We start from the raw sequence: 22,780 nt of genomic DNA on the forward strand, positions 1-22,780 counted from the left end.
ATTAAACGGGGTGTTGAAAAGTGATTTGTGAAAATTGTAAACAAAGACCAGCGAAAGTAACGGTTACACAAGTGCATAACGGTGAACACTTTGAGAGACATTATTGTGAGGTCTGCGCTAATAGTCTCCACCCGTTTTACGTAGAGTATAAACAGGATCCACTCTCCCTACATCAGCTGCTGTCCAACTGGTTCAGCCATGCAGATCAGCAGCCGGTACACCAGAAACAAAGTAAACCACAATTAGTTTGTGATGAATGCGGTTGGTCCATCCAACGTTTTCTAGATGAAGGGAAGTTTGGTTGTGCTTCTTGCTACGATAGCTTTAGAAAACAACTGCCCAATGTATTTAAACGATTGCATAACGGTAATACTACGCATGTTGGTAAGGCGCCAGGAGCTCTTGGAGAGATACTAGAGATAAAGAAGAAAATTGAAGCTATTCGTTTGCAAATGAAAGATGCTATTGAAACAGAACGTTTCGAGGAAGCTGCTAAGTTAAGAGACGAGGTAAGAGAACTCGAAAGTAAGCTTGCCACGGGAGGTGACGAAACACATGTCGATTGAACGCTTTTTAGACAATTCTCCATCAAGCTGGATGGCGGGGAATGGAGAGCATTCAGATATAGTCATGAGTACTAGAATACGCTTAGCTAGAAACTTAAATGGCTTTCGCTTTCCACTTGCATTTACCGAAGACGAAGCGCATAAAATTGACCAATCCGTTTCGGCTACTTTATTAGATGCAAATGAAGAGTTGCATGCAAATTTTACTTCAATTCAAATAAAAGATTTATCTGAGTTAAGCCGTCAAGTTTTAGTAGAAAAGCATTTAATTAGTCCGAAACTCGCCAATTCACCAAAAACAGGGTCTGTATTACTATCGGATGATGAGTCTGTCAGTGTAATGGTCAATGAAGAAGATCATATCCGAATTCAATGCTTGTTTCCAGGACTACAAATACAAGAAGCATACAATCAAGCTGATAAGATTGATCGATTATTAGAAAAAGAGTTGCCATATGCGTTTGATGAACAATTTGGCTATTTAACAAGTTGTCCAACAAATACGGGAACAGGCTTACGAGCATCCGTTATGATGCATTTGCCAGCTTTGACAATGACAAAACAAATGAACCGAATCATTACAATCATTTCAAGACTAGGAATGGTTGTAAGGGGTATATACGGTGAGGGTAGCGAAGCGCTCGGCAATGTTTATCAAGTGTCCAATCAGACGACCCTAGGTAAAACAGAAGAGGATATACTTGCCGATCTTCAAAGTATTACCGAACAAATTATTCAAAAAGAAAGAGAAGCAAGAAATTCACTATTAAATCATTCTGCAAATACACTAGAAGATCGGCTATACCGTTCACTAGGAACGCTGTCTTTTGCTCGAATTATTTCGACAGAAGAAGCGGCAAAATGCTTATCAGATGTACGTTTAGGAATAGATATGGGACTTATTCAAGACGTAGATGTAACTATTTTGAATGAATGTATGGTGTTTATGCAACCTGGTTTTCTTCAAAAGTATGCTGAAACAACATTAAATGCTTCGGAACGAGATATGTTTCGAGCGAAGTTATTAAGGGAACGGTTGCAAATGGGAGAAAAACTGAATACAAAAGGAGAGGAACTTGCATGATGTTTAATCGATTTACACAAAGATCTCAAAAAGTATTACAACTAGCACAAGAAGAAGCTATTCGTTTAAAGCATGAATCTATTGGTACAGAACATATATTACTTGGTCTTATACGAGAAGGAAGCGGAATTGCAGCAAAAGCGCTTGAAGCAATCGAAGTAGATCCGAAAGTTATTGAAGCTGGAATTGAAGAGTTAGTAGGGAAAGGGACAGAAGAAGTTGGCCCAATCGTTCATTACACTCCTCGTGCGAAAAAAGTGATTGAACTTTCTGTGGATGAGTCTCGCAAATTAGGTCATTCCTATATTGGAACTGAGCACCTATTACTTGCACTAATTCGTGAAGGTGAAGGGGTTGCTGCGAGAGTATTAAATAATGCAGGAGTAAGCTTGAACAAAGCTCGCCAGCAAGTACTCCAATTATTAGGAAGCTCAGACCAATCACATGGCAACGGTAGCAATAGTGCTGCACCTGCGAGTACTCCAACATTGGACGGATTAGCGCGCGATTTAACTCAAATAGCAAGAGAAGGTACACTGGATCCTGTTATTGGACGTAGTAAAGAAATAACCCGCGTGATTGAGATATTGGCGCGTCGTACAAAAAACAATCCTGTTCTGATCGGTGAGCCAGGGGTAGGTAAAACAGCGATTGCTGAAGGCCTTGCGCAGCAAATAGTACAAAATGAAGTGCCAGAAATTTTACGTGATAAACGTGTCATGACACTTGATATGGGTACAGTCGTTGCTGGTACAAAATATCGCGGAGAATTTGAAGATCGTTTGAAAAAAGTGATGGATGAAATTCGCCAAGCCGGAAATGTAATTCTATTCATAGATGAGCTTCACACTTTAATTGGAGCGGGCGGAGCAGAAGGTGCAATTGATGCATCAAATATTCTTAAACCTGCATTAGCACGTGGAGAAATTCAATGTATTGGTGCGACTACTTTAGATGAATACCGTAAATACATTGAAAAAGATGCTGCTCTTGAGCGTCGTTTCCAACCAATTCAAGTGGATGAACCATCAGTTGACGAAGCAATTCAAATTATATATGGTTTGCGTGATCGTTATGAAGCGCATCACCGTGTGAAAATTACAGATGAAGCTGTTGAGGCTGCTGTGAAGATGTCTGATCGTTATATTTCTGATCGTTTCTTACCAGACAAAGCAATCGATTTAATCGATGAGGCTGGCTCAAAAGTAAGACTTCGCTCTTATACAACACCACCTAATTTAAAAGAATTAGAAGCGAAATTAGAGGCGGTTCGTTCGGAGAAAAATGCTGCAGTTCAAAGTCAAGAATTTGAAAAAGCTGCTTCTTTCCGTGACAAAGAGCAAAAACTAAAAGATGAATTAGAAAAAATGAAAGACACTTGGAAAGAAAAACAAGGCAAAGAGGAATCTGAGGTAACAGTAGAAGATATCGCTGCAGTTGTTTCTATGTGGACGGGAGTTCCAGTATCAAAACTGGCACAAACTGAATCTGAAAAGTTATTAAAATTAGAAGAAAAGCTTCATGAAAGAGTAATTGGACAATCAGAAGCGGTAGATGCAATTTCTCGTGCAATACGTCGAGCACGCGCAGGTTTAAAAGACCCAAAACGTCCAATTGGTTCATTTATTTTCCTTGGGCCAACTGGTGTTGGGAAAACAGAACTTGCTCGCGCTTTAGCTGAAGTAATGTTTGGTGACGAAGATGCGATGATTCGTGTAGATATGTCTGAGTACATGGAAAAACACTCAACTTCTCGTCTTGTTGGTTCACCTCCAGGATACGTTGGATTTGACGATGGCGGCCAGTTAACAGAAAAAGTTCGCCGTAAACCTTACTCTGTTATCTTATTAGACGAAATTGAAAAAGCGCATCCAGATGTATTTAATATTCTTCTTCAAGTATTAGAAGATGGACGCTTAACAGATTCTAAAGGTCGTACAGTAGATTTCCGTAATACCGTTGTTATTATGACTTCAAACGTTGGTGCAGATGCTCTTAAATTCAATAAGCATGTTGGGTTTAACTTAAATGAAGGTGGAAAAACAGACTATAAAGATATGAAAGGTAAAATGCTAGAAGAATTGAAAAAAGCATTCCGTCCTGAATTCTTAAACCGTCTAGATGAAATGATTGTATTCCACTCTCTAGAAAGAGAACATTTAAAACAAATCGTGACATTGATGACAGAACAGCTTGCGAAACGCTTGAAAGAACAAGGTATTGAGCTTGAATTAACGGAAGCTGCTCAAGACAAGATTACAACAGAAGGATATGATCCAACTTATGGAGCTCGCCCATTGCGTAGAGCGTTACAAAAACATGTAGAAGATCGACTTTCTGAAGAGTTACTAAAAGGCGAAGTGCTCAATGGTCAACATGTTGTGTTTGACGTAGAGAACGATGAATTTGTTGTTCGCACGAAAGCTAAAGTAGTTACTGAAGGTTAATAAAAATTATTATGGGCATTCCATACTTTATGTAAGGGATGCCTTTTTTTCAATATAACGGCAGCGCATTACCCCTTGAGCTAATATGCAAATGCTTCTGGTGTAGTGACAGGCGCTAATGCTTTTTTTACATAGGAGGAAGTAATGGCTAAAAGAAAAACGAAATTTATGTGTAATTCTTGTGGGTATGAGTCAGCTAAGTGGATGGGAAGATGCCCTGGTTGTGGGGAATGGAATACGATGGTAGAAGAGTTAGAAATCGTTTCAAAGGGGCCTAAACGTTCTTTTCAGCATTCCACAGGAGTAGCTCAAAAAGCCACACCTATTATCTCGGTAGAAACAGTAGAAGAGCCACGAGTTGAAACGGAGCTTATGGAACTGAACCGAGTACTCGGAGGTGGGATTGTGCCTGGGTCGCTTGTATTAATCGGTGGTGATCCAGGTATCGGTAAATCTACTTTACTATTACAAGTCTCTGCTTTGCTTGCCAATAAAGGGGAACGGGTATTGTATATATCTGGTGAGGAATCTATTAGACAAACAAAACTCCGAGCGGAACGACTTGGTGTCACATCTGCGGAACTATATATATATTCTGAGACAAATTTAGAGTTAATCAATGAAACAATTGAAAGTGTAGAGCCACGATTTGTCATTGTCGACTCTATACAAACCGTACATCATCCGGAAGTAACGAGTGCTCCTGGGAGTGTGTCCCAGGTTCGAGAATGTACGGCTGAACTAATGCGGATTGCTAAGACAAAGAATATAGCGATCTTTTTGGTGGGGCACGTAACAAAAGAAGGACAAATTGCTGGTCCTCGTTTATTAGAACATATGGTAGATACGGTTTTATATTTTGAAGGAGAACGCCATCACACTTATCGTATTTTACGTTCTCAAAAGAACCGTTTTGGATCGACCAACGAAATTGCTATTTTTGAGATGGTACAACAAGGATTAAAAGAAGTATTGAATCCTTCCGAACTATTTTTACAGGAACGCTCCCATGGAGCAGCTGGTTCCGCTATTGTTGCATCGATGGAAGGGACGAGACCGATTTTAGTGGAAATTCAAGCACTTGTCACACAATCGAGCTTTAATTATCCAAAACGAATGGCTACCGGTATTGATCAAAATCGAGTTTCTTTGCTTATGGCAGTACTCGAAAAACGTATGGGATTACTGTTACAAACGCAAGATGCTTATATAAAAGTTGCCGGAGGTGTAAAATTAGATGAACCTGCTATCGATTTAGCCGTCCTAGTAAGTATAGTATCGAGTTTTAGAGATACAGGGGTTACCCCAACAGACTGTTTTATAGGAGAAGTTGGACTTACAGGTGAAGTTAGAAGGGTATCCAGAATCGAACAACGTGTGCAGGAAGCTGCAAAATTAGGGTTTAAAAGAGCAATTATCCCTGCTTCTAATATAGGAGGTTGGGATTATCCGAAAGGCATTCAAGTAGTTGGCGTTGAATCTGTAAATGATGCCATGAAAGAAGCTTTTCAATAAAATATATTTGTTTCTATAAATGAATTAACAGGGGTGACTAGTTGCTCCTGTTAGTCATAATAGACGTATAACAAAATTTGACGTTATAATAAATGATAACTGGAGGTGGAATGTTTGTTAAAATGGATTATTCAAATTGCATTCATTTTAATAGGAGGTACATTAGGGTTAATATTTTTACCGCACTTATATGAACTTATAAATTTATCCAATAACCCTTGGATTCATAATCCATATGTATCTGTTATTATCGGTGCAATCATACTTTACGTTGCAGCATTATTTTTAACAGACTATTTAATTAATTTCATACGATGGATGGAAGAGCGTCTTTTGAAAGCCCCTATAGGTGACTTACTGTTTGGTACATTGGGGCTCGTCATTGGTTTGATTGTTGCATTTTTACTTGGAACAGCTATTAATAATATTGCTATACCAGGTATAGGCTCGGTTGTGCCGGTGCTTTTATCTATTGTACTTGGTTATTTAGGTTTTCAAGTAGGGTTTAAAAAGCGGGATGAGCTTTTGCAAGTTTTTACTCCTACCAAGCAATCAGGAACTAAGAAGAAAACTCAAGAGGAAGAAGAGCAAGGTTTAATCACTGGAACATATAAACTTCTTGATACTAGCGTTATAATTGATGGACGTATTGCGGATATTTCACAAACTGGATTTATGGAAGGTATATTGGTAGTTCCGCAATTTGTACTAACTGAGTTACAGCATATAGCAGACTCTTCAGATACATTAAAAAGAACTAGAGGACGTCGAGGGCTAGATGTATTGAAAACATTACAAACAGAACGTGCTTCTGCAGTAAAGATTGTAGAGGATGATTTCGAAGACATTCAAGAAGTAGACATGAAGCTTATGCGTTTAGCGAAGAAGATGAATGGCATTGTTGTAACGAATGACTTCAACTTAAACAAAGTTTGCGATCTTCATCAGGTGCGGGTACTTAACATTAATGATCTGGCAAATGCGGTTAAACCAGTCGTTATTCCCGGGGAAATAATGCATGTAGTCGTAATTAAGGATGGCAAGGAGCATAACCAAGGTGTTGCTTACCTAGACGATGGTACGATGATTGTTGTAGAAGGTGGGAAATCATATATTGGACAAGCGTTGAATGTGGAAGTGACAAGTGTACTTCAAACTTCAGCAGGTCGAATGATTTTTGCTAAACCACAAGACTCGAAATAATAGGGGAGGGTTGTTTCCTAGATTTTCAATAGGATAACACCCTTTTTCTATTGTTACATAGAGGAGAGAATTAGGGGATGTATACGGTATTATTACCCGCTGCAGGCAGTGGGAAGCGCATGGGAGCAGGGCAGAATAAGCTTTTTTTGAAGTTGAGAGATGTTCCAATTTTAATACATACTTTGCGCGTTTTTGAGAATGACCCCATGTGTCAACACATTGTGTTAGCGGTTAAAAAAGAGGAACAGACATACATTGAACAATTATTATTGAAACACGAGATTACAAAAGTAGCAGCTATTACAGAAGGAGGAGCAGAACGTCAGCATAGTGTATATGCTTGTTTAAAAGCTTCTCCAAGCCAAGGGATTGTACTTGTACATGACGCAGCAAGACCGTTTATTAAACGAGGGGTTATTCACCAGCTTGTTGAAACTGCTACTCAATCGAGAGCAGCGGTAGCGGCAGTTCGCGCCAAAGATACGATGAAAAAAGTGGGAAATGGTATAATTCAAGAAACAGTAGATCGAGAAAGTTTATGGATTATTCAAACACCACAAGCTTTTCAGTTTGAGCTATTAGAAAAAGCAGAGCGTTTGGCAAATGAAGAAGGCTATTTAGGGACAGATGAAGCGATGCTAGTCGAACGTTTAGGAGAAAGTGTACATATCGTGGAAAGTACATACGATAATGTAAAAATGACTACGAAAGAAGATCTCCTTTTTGGTGAAGTGATTTTAAATAAAATGGAGCAGGAGGAACGATAAGATGATACGAGTTGGACAAGGATTTGACGTACATGAATTTGCGGAAAATCGCCCTTTAATAATTGGAGGAGTTACAATTCCTTACGAAAGAGGACTAATTGGACATTCAGATGCAGATGTATTGCTTCATACGATTACAGATGCAGCACTTGGAGCAATTGGTGAAGGGGATATCGGCAAACATTTCCCGGATACAGATCCTGATTTTAAAGATGCAGATTCAGCCAAGCTATTGGAGCATATTTGGAAACTAGTAGATGCTCGCGGATACAAATTAGGTAATATCGATTGTACGATTATTGCACAAAAGCCTAAAATGGCACCCTATATTGAGGCAATTCGTGTGCGTGTGGCGGAGTTGCTTCAAGCGGATGTATCCCAAGTAAATGTGAAGGCAACAACAACAGAAAAGCTTGGATTTACAGGACGTGAAGAAGGAATTGCTTCAATGGCGACAATATTGCTTATAAAGAAAGACTAACTTTTAAAAAGACGTTAGCAGTGGTAGAATAAATAAAGTTTATCCCGCTTTATGGATAGTAAGATAAGGTCATCTGTAAAGGAAACTTTCACAAGCTGAAGTTTCACTTTATATGAACGAAAACTAGGAGGATTTACAATGACACAAGAAGTTCGCGTACGATACGCGCCAAGTCCAACAGGGTATTTACATATCGGAGGGGCACGAACAGCATTATTTAACTATTTATTTGCACGTCACAATAACGGGAAGTTTATCGTTCGTATCGAGGATACAGATATTGAACGTAATGTAGAAGGTGGCGAGTTATCTCAGCTTGAAAATCTTAAATGGTTAGGTATCGAATATGACGAGTCAGTTGATATTGGTGGACCATACGCACCTTATCGTCAAATGGAACGACTAGATATTTATACAAAGCATGCTGAAGAAATGTTAGAAAAAGGGCAGGCGTATAAATGTTTCTGTACTTCAGAGGAATTAGAAGCAGAACGTGAAGTGCAAAAAGCAAACGGTATAGCTGCGCCTATGTACAACGGTAAATGTCGTCATTTATCTGCAACAGAAGTCCAAGAAAAAGAAAATGCAGGTATGCCTTATACTATCCGTATGCGTGTTCCTGAAAATGTAACCTACACATTTGAGGATTTAGTTCGTGGATCCGTTACTTTTGAATCCAAAGATATTGGTGACTGGGTACTTGTAAAAGCAAATGGCATTCCAACATATAACTATGCGGTAGTTTTAGATGATCACTTTATGAAAATTTCCCATGTATTCCGTGGGGAAGAGCATTTATCTAACACTCCAAAACAATTAATGATATTTGATGCGTTTGGGTGGGAATATCCTGCATACGGTCACATGACGTTAATCATTAATGAAAATCGTAAAAAGCTTTCAAAACGTGACGAGTCTATTATTCAATTTGTTACGCAATACAAAGATCTAGGTTACTTACCTGAAGCAATGTTCAACTTCTTTGCACTTTTAGGATGGTCTCCTGAAGGGGAAGAAGAGATATTCTCTAAAGAGGAAATTATAAAAATATTTGATGTGAATCGTTTATCTAAATCACCTTCCATGTTTGATAAACAAAAATTAACGTGGATGAATAATCAATATATTAAGCAATTACCACTTGAAAAAGTAGTGCAACTAGCATTGCCACACTTACAAAAGGCGGAGCTACTTCCAGCAGAACTATCGGAGGAACAACATGCTTGGGCAACGAAGCTTATTGCTCTATACCACGATCAAATGAGCTTTGGTGCTGAAATAGTTGAATTGTCATCACAGTTCTTTGAACATGAGATTGCATATACTGAAGAAGCGGAAGAAGTGTTAGCAGGTGAACAAGTTTCAGAGGTAATGGCTGCATTCAAAGCAAAGTTAGAAACTTTAGAAATATTTGAAGCAGCTGAAATTAAAGCTGCGATCAAAGCAGTTCAAAAAGAAACTGGCCATAAAGGGAAAAATTTATTTATGCCAATCCGTGTAGTAACAACTGGTCAAACACATGGTCCTGAGTTGGCAGATGCTATCAGTCTTATCGGAAAAGATAATGTAATTGCTCGAGTGGCTAAATACGCAAAACAATAATATTGACTTTCCTCTAGTAAGGTGTGAAAATGAGGATACAAATTCCGAACGGAAGCTAGAAAAAGCAAGGATGAGGAGAAGTAAGTAACACAAGTTCTTTAGAGAGGACCATCACCGGCTGAAAGTGGTCTGAACCAATGAGTTACTGAAATGCACCTCTGAGTGCCATGCCGAACATGTCAGTAGGCTGGACGTATCATCTGCGTTAAGGATGCGAAGTGGGAAGGGTGTTTTATTTGCCTTTTCAATCAGAGTGGAACCGCGCCCAAAGCGTCTCTGTCTATTTATAGACAGGGACGCTTTTTATTGTGGAAGAAAAGTTTAGCTTTTCCTACAACGTTTACATGTTTCTAAGAAAGGAGAAAAAAGGATGTTTGAGCGAATCAAAGAAGACATAGCAGTTGTATTTGAACAAGATCCTGCAGCAACAAGTATCCTGGAAGTAGTATTAACATACTCGGGTTTACATGCTATTTGGAGTCATCGGATTGCACACGCTTTTTATAATAAGAAATTATTTTTCCTCGCACGTGTTATTTCGCAAATTAGCCGATTTTTCACTGGTATTGAAATTCACCCGGGTGCGAAGATTGGAAGACGTTTTTTTATCGACCACGGAATGGGTGTTGTCATCGGGGAAACCTGTGAAATAGGGGAAGATTGTACGATATATCAAGGTGTCACATTGGGTGGTACAGGAAAAGAAAAAGGAAAAAGACATCCTACGCTTGCCAATAATGTATTAATAGCAACTGGTGCCAAAGTGTTAGGTTCGATTACAATTGGAGAAAATAGTAAGGTGGGAGCAGGGTCTGTTGTTTTAAAAGATGTTCCAATGAACTCAACAGTAGTTGGTATACCTGGAGTAGTTGTAATTCAAGATGGAGTGAAAGTAAAGCAAAATGCACATCATCAAGATTTGAATCACCAAGACTTACCGGATCCGTTCGCTGATCGATGTAGAGAGATGGAGTATGAAATAAAAAATTTACAAGAAGAAGTAGAAAGACTTAAAAAGGAAAAGGAGATAAGTATACATGGCAATACAAATTTTTAATACATTAAAACGTGAAAAAGAACCCTTTGTACCAATGGAAGAGGGAAAGGTAAAAATGTATGTTTGTGGACCAACAGTATATAACTACATTCATATCGGGAATGCTCGTCCAGTGATCGTATACGATACGGTACGAAAATATTTGCAATATCGAGGATATGAAGTAACGTACGTATCCAACTTCACAGATGTGGATGACAAAATTATTAAAGCTGCAAATGAGTTAGGTGAAGAGGTTTCTGAGTTAACAGAACGTTTTATTGAAGCTTATTTTGCAGACGTAGAGGCATTAGGATGCAACCGAGCTGATTCGCACCCTCGTGTGACCGATCACATGACCGAAATAATAGATTTTATTAAAGTGTTAGAAGAAAAAGGCTATGCGTATGAATCTCAAGGTGATGTATACTACCGCACAAGAAAGTTTGAAGGTTATGGAAAGCTTTCTCACCAATCGGTCGATGATTTAAAAGTTGGTGCACGCATCGAGGCCGGTGAAAAGAAAGAAGATGCTTTAGACTTTGCATTATGGAAAGCTGCGAAGCCAGGAGAGATTTTCTGGGAGAGCCCATGGGGCCAAGGACGTCCAGGGTGGCACATTGAATGTTCGGTAATGGCTCGAGAAGTACTAGGTGATACAATTGATATCCATGCTGGTGGGCAAGATTTAACTTTCCCACATCATGAAAATGAAATTGCACAATCAGAAGCAAGAACAGGTAAAACATTTGCGAGATATTGGATGCATAATGGCTACATCAATATTGACAATGAAAAAATGTCTAAATCACTAGGTAACTTCGTTTTAGTAAATGATATTCGTCAAAATATTGATCCACAAGTATTGCGTTTATTCATGCTGAGTGTACATTATCGTCACCCAATTAACTATTCCGGTGATTTAGTAGAACAAGCGGAAGCTGGCCTAGAACGTATCCGTACATCGTATGCAAATGTGTTACATCGCTTAGACGCTACAGCGGACTTAGGTGACCATCATGATATTTGGATGCACAAAATAGGAGAAGTAAAAGAGCAATTTATCACTGCAATGGATGACGATTTTAACACAGCGAACGGAATTGCTGCAGTTTTTGAATTATCTAAGCTAGCAAATACGTATCTATTAGAAAAACAGACTTCTGAAAATGTGTTAAAGCAATTCTTAACAATTTTTGATGAACTGACTACAGTATTGGGAATTTCTCTCCAACAAGAAAAAGAAGTATTGGATGAAGAAATTGATGCATTAATAGAAGAACGAAATCAAGCGAGAAAGAATCGCAATTTTGCTCGTGCAGATGAAATAAGAGATCAATTAAAAGAAATGAATATTATTTTAGAAGATACAGCGCAAGGTATCCGATGGAAAAGAGGATAAACTTATGACTAACTTTAAGTTATCCGATGTTAAACAATTAAACTCGTTAGCTTTAGCTTATATGGGAGATGCTGTCTTCGAACAAGTCGTTCGAGAGCATCTCATTCGTTCTGGTCGAGTTAAGCCAAACATATTGCACAGAGAAGGAACTAAGTATGTATCTGCAAAAGCACAGGCGACGATTGTTCACGAGCTTTTAGATAAAAAAATCCTAACAGAAGAGGAACTTGCGGTATTAAAAAGGGGTAGAAATGCAAAGTCTGGTACTGTACCGAAAAATACAGATGTCCAAACATATCATTATAGTACTGCGTTTGAAGCATTAGTAGGAAGCTTATATCTAAGTGAGCAAAAAGAACGGTTGGAAGAATTACTTCTATTTTCAATTGAATTTATTGACGGACAGAAAGGGGAGAAGAAGTAAATGGCAGAGAATACAGAACAAACGGGAGAAATTATCGCTGGGAAAAACCCCGTTGTAGAAGCGCTACGTTCAGGAAGAGATATGAATAAAGTGTGGATTGCTGAAGGCATACAAAAAAGCGGAGTCTCGGAAATAATTCAATTAGCTAAGGAAGCGGGAATCATCGTTCAATTCGTTCCAAAAAAGAAATTAGATAACTTGACCGATGCCAATCACCAAGGGATCGTTGCTTCGGTTGCAGCTTATCGATATGCGGAACTGGATGATTTGTTTGAATTAGCTGCAAGTAAACAAGAAGATCCTCTTTTTATAATTTTGGATGAAATCGAAGATCCACATAATCTTGGGTCTATTATGAGAACAGCAGATGCGGTTGGGGCACACGGTATTATAATTCCAAAAAGACGTGCTGTGGGACTAACTGCAGTTGTTGCTAAGGCATCTACTGGAGCAATTGAGCATATTCCGGTGTATCGAGCTGGAAATCTAGCGCAAACGGTGGATGAGTTAAAAGAACGTGGAGTTTGGATTGCAGGGACAGATGCTACAAAGTCCACTGACTATCGTCATATGGATGCAACACTTCCATTAGCGCTTATTATTGGTAGTGAAGGTAAAGGGATGAGTCGTTTATTAAAAGATAAGTGTGATTTCTTATACCATTTACCAATGGTCGGTCATGTAACAAGTTTAAATGCGTCTGTTGCTGCGTCTATACTTTTATACGAAGTATTGCGTGTAAGACGTCCTCTTTAAGGATAACCTGATGCAAATTCTTCTTGTCGATGGTTATAATATCATCGGCGCATGGAAAGAGTTAAGAGTTTTAAAGCAAGAAAAACTACTAGACGCAAGAGACCGACTTCTGGAACTGATGGCTGAATATAAAGCGTTTACGGGTATTCGTGTAATTGTCGTATTTGACGCACATTTAGTTCCGGGAATTGAAAATAAGCAGAAGCAACGTGATGTAGAAGTTATTTTTACTCGAACAAACGAAACAGCAGATGAGCGAATTGAGAAGCTTACAAGAGAATTAAGTGGTAGAAAAATAGAAATTTATGTAGCTACTTCTGATATGACGGAGCAAAGAGTTATTTTTGGACAAGGCGCATTAAGAAAATCTGCTCGAGAATTTGAAATTGAAATGACGGCTATATCGTCGAATATAACGAAAAAAGTGAGGTATATTCAAGATAATAAGCCGTCTTCCAAGATCCCTCTAACGGACGAAATTGCAGAAATTTTCGAAAAATGGCGAAGAGGAATGAAATGATGCATTGACTGGATAAATTTTCTTCCTGTATACTTGTGATAACTATCGTAAACTTGCAGAGGTGACTTCATTGGAAAAGATCGAACATAATCTACAACAATTAGATAGTTTACAAGATGAGGAGCTTGTAGAGATGGTTCATCAAGGTAACACTGAAGCGCTTGATTATTTAATTACGAAATATCGTTCTTTCGTTCGAATGAAAGGCAGATCCTATTTTTTAATAGGAGCAGACAAGGAAGATATTCTTCAAGAAGGTATGATAGGATTATATAAAGCGATTCGTGATTTTAAAGAAGAAAAGCTAGCATCCTTTCGAGCTTTCGCAGAGTTATGTATTACTCGACAAATCATTACAGCGATAAAAACTGCTACACGTCAAAAACATATTCCACTTAATTCTTATGTTTCGCTGGACAAGCCAATCTATGATGAAGAATCGGATCGGACATTGATGGATATGATTGCCGGTTCGGTAATAGATGATCCGGAAGAATTGATAATCAATCGAGAAGACTATGATTATATGGAAGAGAAAATGGCAGAAATTTTAAGTGAACTGGAACAACAAGTTCTAGCGCTATACTTGGATGGGCAGTCTTATCAAGAAATATCAGAAGAACTAAATCGGCACGTAAAATCAATTGACAATGCACTCCAGCGAGTGAAACGTAAGCTAGAGAGATATATGGAGATTGGTAGTAATTATGCCTAAACACTGGGATTTTGTTGACACTGAATTAGTAAAATGATAATCTTGAAAAAGATTACACGCCAAAAAGGTGAGAAAATGACAAAGAAAATTGTCTTGAGTTGTGAGAAATGTGGAAACCGAAATTATTCGTTTCCTACATCGAAAGAAAGTGCAACACGTGTAGAACTAAAAAAATATTGTTCGCACTGTAACGAGCATACACTTCATAAACAAACATTATGAGTATGTAAAAAAAAGATAGATTTTCCGTGTGGAGGTTTAGCTAGAATGGCTAATGTTGGAGGATTCTTTAAAAATGTAATGTCCGAAATGAGAAAAGTGAGCTGGCCAAAAAAGAAAGAGCTTACGAAATATACAATGATTGTACTTGCAACTGTTGTAATTATGGCTGTATTCTTTGCTGTAGTAGATTTAGGGATTTCAGAACTTTTCCGTTGGTATTTGGATTTATAAAATGTAGTATGTTAATATTTTTGAAATAGCCCGTCTTATTTAAACGAACGGGTTTTTTCATTTGTCTGAGAAAAGGAGGGAAGGACGATTAGTCCGTCAACTATGGAAAAAAATTGGTATGTCGTTCATACTTACTCTGGGTATGAAAATAAAGTAAAAGCAAACTTAGAAAAACGTGTAGAAACTATGGGGATGCAAGATAAAATTTTCCGAGTATACATCCCTGAACAGGAAGAAACAGATATTAAAGATGGAAAAAAACGTGTTGTAACGAGAAAAACTTTTCCTGGGTATGTATTCGTTGAACTTATTATGACGGATGATGCTTGGTATGTAGTTCGAAATACACCTGGTGTAACAGGATTCTTAGGTTCATCTGGCGGAGGGACAAAACCAACTCCTATAGCTCCTGAAGAAGTTCAATCTATGTTAAAACAAATGGGTAATACCGAAGGTAAAGTGGAAATTGATATTGAAATCGGTGAATTAGTAGAAGTGCTAGAAGGACCATTTGCTCATTTCCAAGGTAAAGTAGAAACAATCGATACTGCTAAAGGTAAAGTAACTGTTTCAGTTGATATGTTTGGTCGTGAAACTAATATGGAGTTAGACTTCGATCAATTAACAAAGATATAATTCTTGTCGGACTGGGTACAGAAGCTTTTTATACAATCAGAAATGATACGTTTAAATTTTGAGCTAGTTCACGCCAAAAAATATTATTTTCCATTGTTACTTGCTAAAGGTTGAAAATAGTGGTATCATTTCAAAGGTCAGACTGAAAATTAGTCTGCATGAATTTTTATAATGTTATCGGCAATTCGCTGAGAGACAGATATTTGAGTGGGAGGGGCAACCCAATTACCACATCACGGACTTAAGGAGGTGTGTCTCGTGGCTAAAAAAGTGATTAAAGTTGTTAAATTACAAATTCCTGCTGGTAAAGCAAACCCAGCGCCACCGGTTGGTCCTGCATTAGGACAAGCGGGTGTTAATATCATGGGATTCTGTAAGGAGTTCAACGCACGTACTGCAGATCAAGCAGGTCTAATCATTCCGGTTGAAATTTCTGTATTTGAAGATCGTTCATTTACTTTCATTACAAAAACTCCGCCGGCAGCAGTGTTACTTAAAGTAGCAGCAGGTATTCAATCTGGATCAGGTCAACCAAACCGCGTAAAAGTGGCGACAGTGAAACGTGATAAAGTTCGCGAAATCGCAGAACAAAAAATGCCAGATTTAAATGCAGCATCTGTTGAAGCAGCTATGTTGATGGTTGAAGGTACTGCACGTAGCATGGGTATTACGATCGAAGACTAATACTTAATGTGCATTTTGATATGACGCAATTGTTTTTTGGAAGGTTGTAGTTGTTCCTAAGAATAACTGCAACCTTTACACGTGGGAGGTTTATTCCGCTAAAACCACTATCAAGGAGGACATTTTAAATGGCTAACAAAGGTAAAAAATTACAAGAAGCTACAAAACTAGTTGACCGTAATGCATTGTACTCAGTTAAAGAAGCAATCGAACTTGCTAAAAAAACGAGCACAGTTAATTTTGATGCAACTGTAGAGGTTGCTTTCCGTCTAGGAATCGATACTCGTAAAAATGACCAACAAATCCGTGGAGCGGTTGTGCTTCCAAACGGAACTGGTAAAACACAACGCGTATTAGTATTTGCTAAAGGCGAAAAACTAAAAGAAGCAGAAGCTGCTGGTGCAGACTACGCAGGTGATGTAGAATACATCAACAAAATCCAACAAGGATGGTTCGATTTCGATGTTATCGTTGCGACACCAGACATGATGGGTGAAGTTGGTAAAATCGGTCGTGTACTTGGACCAAAAGGCTTAATGCCAAACCCAAAAACAGGTACTGTTACATTTGACGTAACAAAAGCTATCGAAGAAATTAAAGCTGGTAAAGTAGAATACCGCGCTGACAAAGCTGGTATCATTCACGCTCCTATCGGAAAAGTTTCTTTCGAAGACGACAAATTAGTAGAAAACTTCTTAGCAGTATTTGAAGTAGTACAAAAAGCTAAACCAGCTGCTTCAAAAGGTGTTTACATGAAGTCTGTAAATGTTACAACTACTATGGGTCCAGCTGTAAAAATTGATACTCAATCAGTAAAATAATAATTGACAATCATAAGTCTATCTGATAAGATGACTTTTGTTGTGAAATATACATTTGTACCGAAGACAGTAGGAGTGACTTGTCACTTAATATCCTACCGAGGACATGCAAATTCAGATTCTTATTAGATGATGACTTTCTGCCTCTGTGTCTATCCGTAGATCCAGAGGCTTTTCTTTTGTCGGTATAAATGGCCAATTCTTATAGGAGGTGCCAAAATGAACAAAGCAATTGAAACTAAAAAAGTGCAAGTTGAAGAAATTGCAGAAAAGTTTAAAGCTGCTGCTTCTGTAGTAGTTGTTGACTACCGTGGTTTAAATGTTGCGCAAGTAACTGAATTACGTAAACAACTTCGTGAAGCTGGTGTGGAATTTAAAGTTTACAAAAACTCACTTACACGCCGCGCGACTGAATTTGCTGGTGTTGACGGGATTAATGAACATCTTGTTGGTCCTAATGCTGTAGCATTTTCTAACGAAGACGTAGTTGCACCTGCAAAAATCATTAACGATTTTGCTAAAAAGAACGAACAGCTTGAAATTAAAGCTGGTATCATCGAAGGTACTGTAGCATCTGCTGAGGACGTTAAAGCATTAGCAGAACTTCCATCACGCGAAGGTCTTCTTTCTATGCTTCTATCTGTACTTCAAGCACCAATGCGCAACATTGCGCTTGCAACAAAAGCTGTTGCAGAACAAAAAGAAGAGCAAGGCGCATAATTATTGCGGCTTAACAATTAAAATAAGGCAAATAGCCTAAATTATCCATTATAGGAGGAAAACAAAATGAGTAAAGAACAAATCTTAGACGCTATCAAAGAAATGACAGTTCTAGAATTAAACGACTTAGTAAAAGCAATCGAAGAAGAATTTGGTGTAACAGCTGCTGCTCCAGTAGCAATGGTTGCAGGTGGCGGTGCTGCTGCAGCTGAAGAGCAAACTGAATTTGATGTAATCCTTGCTTCTGCTGGAGATCAAAAAATCAAAGTAATCAAAGTAGTACGTGAAATCACTGGTCTTGGCTTGAAAGAAGCTAAAGAATTAGTAGATAACGCTCCAAAACCACTTAAAGAAGGCATTTCTAAAGATGAAGCGGAAGCTTTCAAAGCTCAACTTGAAGAAGTTGGCGCTAACGTAGAAGTTAAGTAATTTTGTACAGTATGAAGAAAAAAGCTCGTCATTTACCGACGGGCTTTTCTTCGTATGTATATTATGGAGGGTTATTCGGTGTCTGATCACTATTACTCTAGAAAACCTCAAACTGAAAGTAAACCACGTCAGTGGAATTTTACGTTACTTGGACATAATTTTCGGTTTGAAACAGATGCTGGTGTATTTAGTAAAAGCGAAGTAGATTTTGGCTCCCGTGTATTAATCGATGCTTTTGAAGCGCCGGAACGAGAAGGAGACTTTCTCGATGTAGGGTGTGGATACGGTCCGATCGGTCTTTCCATTGCGAAAGCAAATGAAGGAAGAACAGTTCATTTAGTAGATGTTAACACACGTGCAATCCAACTTGCAGAAAAAAATGCTGCTGCGAACGGGATACAAAATGTACGAATCTATGAAAGTGATGGGTTGTCAGCAGTAAACACTGCAAACTTTGCGGCTATAATAACTAATCCACCGATTCGCGCTGGAAAAGAAACTATTTTTCGTTTTTACAATGAATCCTATGAAAAGTTGGTTTCAGGGGGAGAATTGTGGGTTGTGATTCAAAAGAAACAAGGGGCACCATCTACTTTTAGTCATTTGGAAGAGATTTTTGGTCAAGTGAAAGTAGTAGTTAAAGTCAAAGGATATTGGATTTTAAAAGCTACAAAAGATTGACTTGACAAAATCGCTATGATATTATAATAAAATGCAAAAATATTATTTTGAGGTAGTATGCCCTTTTGAATTAAATGGAGTAAATATGGGTATACTGGCCGAGAAAAAGTTTGATTAATAAAAAATGAGCTCTTAATTTAGAACTCGTTTTCTTTTTGTCTTTCGATATCATACACTAATTTGTTCATATCGAAAAGACCCAATTATAGCTTTATTGAGGGGTGAATGAGTTGACAGGTCAACTAGTTCAGTACGGACAACACCGCCACCGCAGAAGTTTTGCGCGTATTAGTGAGGTGCTTGAACTTCCGAATTTAATCGAAATTCAAACAGCATCTTACGAATGGTTCCTTGAAGAAGGTTTACGTGAAATGTTCAGAGACATTTCTCCAATCGAGGACTTTACAGGCAATCTATCACTTGAATTTGTCGACTATAGTTTAAATGATCCAAAATATTCAGTCGACGAATCAAAAGAACGTGACGCAACATACGCTGCTCCATTGCGCGTAAAAGTACGTCTCCACAACAAAGAAACGGACGAAGTGAAAGAACAAGATGTCTTCATGGGTGATTTCCCACTAATGACTGAAACTGGTACTTTCGTAATAAATGGTGCTGAGCGCGTAATCGTATCTCAGTTAGTCCGTTCACCAAGTGTTTACTTCCACGACAAGACAGACAAAAACGGTAAAAAAGGTTTTGGAGCAACAGTTATTCCGAACCGTGGTGCATGGTTAGAATACGAAATCGACGCAAAAGACGTTGTATATGTTCGTATCGACCGCACAAGAAAATTGCCGGTTACTGTTTTACTTCGCGCATTAGGCTTTGGATCAGATCAAGAAATCATCGATTTAATTGGTGATAATGAATATTTACGTAACACGCTTGAAAAAGACAACACGGAAACGACTGAAAAAGCGTTACTTGAAATCTATGAGCGTCTACGTCCTGGTGAGCCACCAACTGTTGAAAGTGCAAAGAGCTTGTTATATTCACGCTTCTTTGACCCAAAACGCTATGATCTAGCAAACGTTGGTCGTTACAAAATGAACAAAAAATTGCATATTAAAAATCGTTTGTTTAACCAAACAATAGCGGAAACGCTAGTGGATCCAGAAACAGGAGAAATTTTAGTAGAAGCTGGTACTCTTATTGATCGAAGAGTATTAGATCGACTAATTCCTCATTTGGAAAATGGAATCGGATTTAGAACATTATCTCAAGTAGGTGGTGTTTTAGAAGATGATATTACAATTCAATCGATTAAAATATATGCGCCAAATGATGAAGAACAAAAAGAAATTAATGTAATTAGCAATGCGTATGTGGAAAATGAAGTTAAAAACATTACGCCTGCTGATATCGTTTCTTCTATTGGTTATTTCTTTAACCTATTATTTAATGTTGGAAACACAGATGATATTGATCATCTTGGTAACCGTCGTTTACGTTCAGTTGGAGAATTACTACAAAACCAATTCCGTATTGGTCTTTCTCGTATGGAACGTGTAGTACGTGAGCGTATGTCTATCAACGATACACAATCAATTGTTCCACAACAGTTGATCAATATTCGTCCAGTTATTGCATCTATTAAAGAATTCTTTGGTAGCTCGCAATTATCTCAGTTCATGGACCAAACAAATCCACTTGCTGAACTTACGCACAAACGTCGTCTATCAGCTCTTGGGCCTGGTGGTTTAACACGTGAGCGTGCTGGCTTTGAAGTACGTGACGTTCATTATTCTCACTATGGTCGTATGTGTCCGATTGAAACACCTGAGGGTCCAAACATTGGTCTTATTAACTCACTTTCTAGCTTTGCAAAAGTGAATAAATTTGGTTTTATTGAAACTCCATACCGTCGTGTTGACCCTGAAACAGGTCTAGTAACTTCTCGTATTGATTATCTAACTGCTGATGAAGAAGATAACTATGTAGTAGCGCAAGCAAATTCTCTATTAACAGATGAAGGTGCATTTGCGAAAGAAGAAGTAGTAGGACGTTTCCGTGGCGATAACACAGTATTTAGAAGAGAACAAATCGATTACATGGACGTTTCGCCGAAACAAGTAGTTTCTGCTGCAACTGCATGTATTCCTTTCTTAGAAAATGATGACTCGAACCGTGCCCTAATGGGAGCGAACATGCAACGTCAAGCTGTTCCATTGTTAAATCCTGAAGCTCCATTTGTTGGAACAGGAATGGAACATGTGAATGCGCGTGATTCTGGTGCTGCTGTAATTGCAAAGTATCATGGAATTGTTGAGCATGTTGAAGCTAAAGAAATTAGAGTTCGTCGCATCGAAGAAGTGGATGGAAAAGAAGTAAAAGGTGACTTAACTTCTTACAAAGTGCACAAATTTGAACGTTCGAATCATGGTACATCGATTAACCAGCGTCCAATTGTGAAAGTTGGAGATCGTGTTAAACCACTTGATATTCTTGCAGATGGTCCATCTATGGAAAAAGGAGAATTAGCATTAGGTCGTAACGTGCTAGTTGCCTTTATGACATGGGATGGTTACAACTATGAGGATGCTGTTATTATGAGTGAACGTCTCGTGAAAGACGACGTATATACTTCAGTGCATATTGAAGAATATGAATCAGAATCACGTGATACGAAGCTTGGGCCAGAAGAAATTACGAGAGACATTCCAAACGTCGGAGAAGATGCATTACGCAATTTAGATGACCGTGGAATTATCCGTATCGGTGCTGAAGTTCGTGATGGTGACATCTTAGTTGGTAAAGTAACACCAAAAGGGGTTACAGAACTTACTGCAGAAGAACGTTTACTACATGCTATCTTTGGTGAAAAAGCTCGAGAAGTTCGCGATACATCTCTACGTGTACCACATGGTGCTGGTGGGATTATCCTAGATGTAAAAGTATTTAATCGTGAAGATGGTGATGAGCTATCTCCAGGAGTTAACCAATTAGTTCGCGCTTATATTGTTCAAAAACGTAAAATTTCCGTTGGGGATAAAATGGCTGGACGTCATGGTAACAAAGGTGTTATCTCGCGTATCCTTCCAGAAGAAGATATGCCATTCCTTCCAGATGGAACACCAGTTGATATCATGTTAAATCCTCTTGGTGTACCTTCACGTATGAACATTGGTCAAGTATTAGAGCTTCACTTAGGTATGGCTTCTAGACTTTTAGGTGTTCATATGGCTTCACCAGTATTTGACGGTGCCAACGAAGAAGACGTTTGGAACACGATGGAAGAAGCAGGACTTAACCGTGATGGTAAAACAATTTTATACGATGGTCGTTCAGGCGAACCATTTGATAACCGCGTTTCTGTAGGGGTTATGTATATGATCAAACTTGCCCACATGGTTGATGATAAACTTCATGCTCGTTCAACTGGACCTTACTCACTAGTTACGCAACAACCTCTTGGAGGGAAAGCGCAATTTGGTGGTCAGCGTTTCGGAGAGATGGAAGTATGGGCACTTGAAGCTTATGGTGCTGCTTATACATTGCAAGAAATTTTAACTGTTAAATCCGATGACGTTGTTGGGCGTGTAAAAACGTATGAAGCAATTGTTAAAGGTGAAAGTGTACCAGAACCTGGAGTTCCAGAATCATTCAAAGTATTGATTAAAGAATTACAAAGTTTAGGTATGGACGTTAAAATGTTAACGATTGACGAAGAAGAAATTGAACTTCGTGATTTAGATGAAGATGACGATATTCCTGCTGCTGATGCGCTTGGAATTTTGCCACATGCGAATGAAGAGGAACCAGTCGGTACAGCGGAATAAGAAATAAAATAGAAATCGGACAGGTGATGCCTGTCCGTATTTCCGTATAAAAT

23 protein-coding genes and 2 other annotated features are annotated in these 22,780 nt (G+C 38.5%); all 23 genes read left to right on the forward strand.

Annotated features, from left to right (window positions below; genetic code table 11):
* The first annotated feature begins 20 nt into the window (after positions 1-20).
* The 23 genes from AM499_RS16810 to rpoB all read left to right on the forward strand — a co-directional run bounded on the left by AM499_RS16810 (position 21) and on the right by rpoB (position 22,727).
* Positions 21-566: a UvrB/UvrC motif-containing protein gene (locus AM499_RS16810; RefSeq protein ID WP_053591285.1), complete on the forward strand. Its 546-nt coding sequence runs from the start codon at positions 21-23 to the stop codon at positions 564-566.
* Positions 556-1,650, forward strand: a complete 1,095-nt coding sequence (locus AM499_RS16815) for a protein-arginine kinase McsB (protein ID WP_053591286.1) — start codon at positions 556-558, stop codon at positions 1,648-1,650. The genes AM499_RS16810 and AM499_RS16815 overlap by 11 nt, the downstream gene beginning before the upstream one ends.
* Entirely contained in the window at positions 1,647-4,097 is a 2,451-nt protein-coding gene (locus AM499_RS16820; RefSeq protein WP_053591287.1) for an ATP-dependent Clp protease ATP-binding subunit, read from the forward strand. Before AM499_RS16815 ends, AM499_RS16820 begins: the two co-directional genes overlap by 4 nt.
* A 144-nt stretch (positions 4,098-4,241) precedes the next feature.
* Positions 4,242-5,612, forward strand: coding sequence for a DNA repair protein RadA (gene radA / locus AM499_RS16825; protein ID WP_053591288.1), 1,371 nt, complete (start codon positions 4,242-4,244; stop codon positions 5,610-5,612).
* A 114-nt stretch (positions 5,613-5,726) separates the two neighbouring features.
* Complete coding sequence (locus AM499_RS16830; RefSeq protein ID WP_053591289.1) at positions 5,727-6,815, forward strand: PIN/TRAM domain-containing protein; 1,089 nt, start codon at positions 5,727-5,729, stop codon at positions 6,813-6,815.
* A gap of 77 nt (positions 6,816-6,892) precedes the next feature.
* Positions 6,893-7,582 (forward strand): 2-C-methyl-D-erythritol 4-phosphate cytidylyltransferase, encoded by a 690-nt coding sequence (gene ispD, locus AM499_RS16835; RefSeq protein WP_053591290.1) that lies wholly within the window; start codon positions 6,893-6,895, stop codon positions 7,580-7,582.
* 1 nt (position 7,583) lies between these two features.
* Entirely contained in the window at positions 7,584-8,063 is a 480-nt protein-coding gene (gene ispF, locus AM499_RS16840; protein ID WP_053591291.1) for a 2-C-methyl-D-erythritol 2,4-cyclodiphosphate synthase, read from the forward strand.
* 138 nt (positions 8,064-8,201) lie between these two features.
* Positions 8,202-9,665, forward strand: a complete 1,464-nt coding sequence (gltX, locus tag AM499_RS16845) for a glutamate--tRNA ligase (protein WP_053591292.1) — start codon at positions 8,202-8,204, stop codon at positions 9,663-9,665.
* Positions 9,666-9,723: 58 nt separating this feature from the next.
* Positions 9,724-9,946: a binding site (T-box leader), on the forward strand.
* Between the two features lie 89 nt (positions 9,947-10,035).
* On the forward strand, positions 10,036-10,722 hold the full coding sequence (gene cysE, locus AM499_RS16850; protein WP_053591293.1) for a serine O-acetyltransferase: 687 nt from the start codon (positions 10,036-10,038) through the stop codon (positions 10,720-10,722).
* Positions 10,703-12,103 carry a cysteine--tRNA ligase gene (cysS, locus tag AM499_RS16855; protein WP_053591294.1) on the forward strand — a complete coding sequence of 467 codons (1,401 nt, stop codon included), beginning with the start codon at positions 10,703-10,705 and terminating at the stop codon, positions 12,101-12,103. The genes cysE and cysS overlap by 20 nt, the downstream gene beginning before the upstream one ends.
* A 4-nt stretch (positions 12,104-12,107) precedes the next feature.
* Positions 12,108-12,527, forward strand: coding sequence for a Mini-ribonuclease 3 (locus AM499_RS16860; RefSeq protein WP_053591295.1), 420 nt, complete (start codon positions 12,108-12,110; stop codon positions 12,525-12,527).
* Positions 12,528-13,283 (forward strand): 23S rRNA (guanosine(2251)-2'-O)-methyltransferase RlmB, encoded by a 756-nt coding sequence (gene rlmB, locus AM499_RS16865; protein ID WP_053591296.1) that lies wholly within the window; start codon positions 12,528-12,530, stop codon positions 13,281-13,283.
* A 10-nt stretch (positions 13,284-13,293) separates the two neighbouring features.
* The gene (locus tag AM499_RS16870) at positions 13,294-13,803 is read left to right on the forward strand and encodes an NYN domain-containing protein (RefSeq protein ID WP_053591297.1); all 510 of its coding nucleotides are present in this window, start codon (positions 13,294-13,296) and stop codon (positions 13,801-13,803) included.
* A 70-nt stretch (positions 13,804-13,873) separates the two neighbouring features.
* Positions 13,874-14,518, forward strand: a complete 645-nt coding sequence (sigH, locus tag AM499_RS16875; RefSeq protein WP_053591298.1) for an RNA polymerase sporulation sigma factor SigH — start codon at positions 13,874-13,876, stop codon at positions 14,516-14,518.
* A 75-nt stretch (positions 14,519-14,593) separates the two neighbouring features.
* The gene (gene rpmG, locus AM499_RS21455) at positions 14,594-14,740 is read left to right on the forward strand and encodes a 50S ribosomal protein L33 (RefSeq protein WP_082355294.1); all 147 of its coding nucleotides are present in this window, start codon (positions 14,594-14,596) and stop codon (positions 14,738-14,740) included.
* A 45-nt stretch (positions 14,741-14,785) separates the two neighbouring features.
* Positions 14,786-14,971 carry a preprotein translocase subunit SecE gene (secE, locus tag AM499_RS16880; RefSeq protein ID WP_053591299.1) on the forward strand — a complete coding sequence of 62 codons (186 nt, stop codon included), beginning with the start codon at positions 14,786-14,788 and terminating at the stop codon, positions 14,969-14,971.
* Between the two features lie 102 nt (positions 14,972-15,073).
* Entirely contained in the window at positions 15,074-15,607 is a 534-nt protein-coding gene (gene nusG, locus AM499_RS16885) for a transcription termination/antitermination protein NusG (protein ID WP_053591300.1), read from the forward strand.
* Between the two features lie 258 nt (positions 15,608-15,865).
* Positions 15,866-16,291, forward strand: a complete 426-nt coding sequence (rplK, locus tag AM499_RS16890; protein WP_053591301.1) for a 50S ribosomal protein L11 — start codon at positions 15,866-15,868, stop codon at positions 16,289-16,291.
* Between the two features lie 128 nt (positions 16,292-16,419).
* Complete coding sequence (rplA, locus tag AM499_RS16895) at positions 16,420-17,112, forward strand: 50S ribosomal protein L1 (RefSeq protein ID WP_053591302.1); 693 nt, start codon at positions 16,420-16,422, stop codon at positions 17,110-17,112.
* Between the two features lie 42 nt (positions 17,113-17,154).
* Positions 17,155-17,299, forward strand: a sequence feature (ribosomal protein L10 leader region).
* 32 nt (positions 17,300-17,331) lie between these two features.
* Positions 17,332-17,832: a 50S ribosomal protein L10 gene (rplJ, locus tag AM499_RS16900; RefSeq protein ID WP_053591303.1), complete on the forward strand. Its 501-nt coding sequence runs from the start codon at positions 17,332-17,334 to the stop codon at positions 17,830-17,832.
* Between the two features lie 66 nt (positions 17,833-17,898).
* Positions 17,899-18,261 (forward strand): 50S ribosomal protein L7/L12, encoded by a 363-nt coding sequence (gene rplL, locus AM499_RS16905; RefSeq protein ID WP_053591304.1) that lies wholly within the window; start codon positions 17,899-17,901, stop codon positions 18,259-18,261.
* A gap of 78 nt (positions 18,262-18,339) precedes the next feature.
* Positions 18,340-18,942 (forward strand): class I SAM-dependent methyltransferase, encoded by a 603-nt coding sequence (locus AM499_RS16910; protein WP_053591305.1) that lies wholly within the window; start codon positions 18,340-18,342, stop codon positions 18,940-18,942.
* Positions 18,943-19,172: 230 nt separating this feature from the next.
* Positions 19,173-22,727: a DNA-directed RNA polymerase subunit beta gene (gene rpoB, locus AM499_RS16915; RefSeq protein ID WP_053591306.1), complete on the forward strand. Its 3,555-nt coding sequence runs from the start codon at positions 19,173-19,175 to the stop codon at positions 22,725-22,727.
* Positions 22,728-22,780: the final 53 nt, after the last annotated feature.

The organism is Bacillus sp. FJAT-22090, from assembly GCF_001278755.1.
Taxonomy (GTDB): Bacteria; Bacillota; Bacilli; order Bacillales_A; family Planococcaceae; genus Psychrobacillus.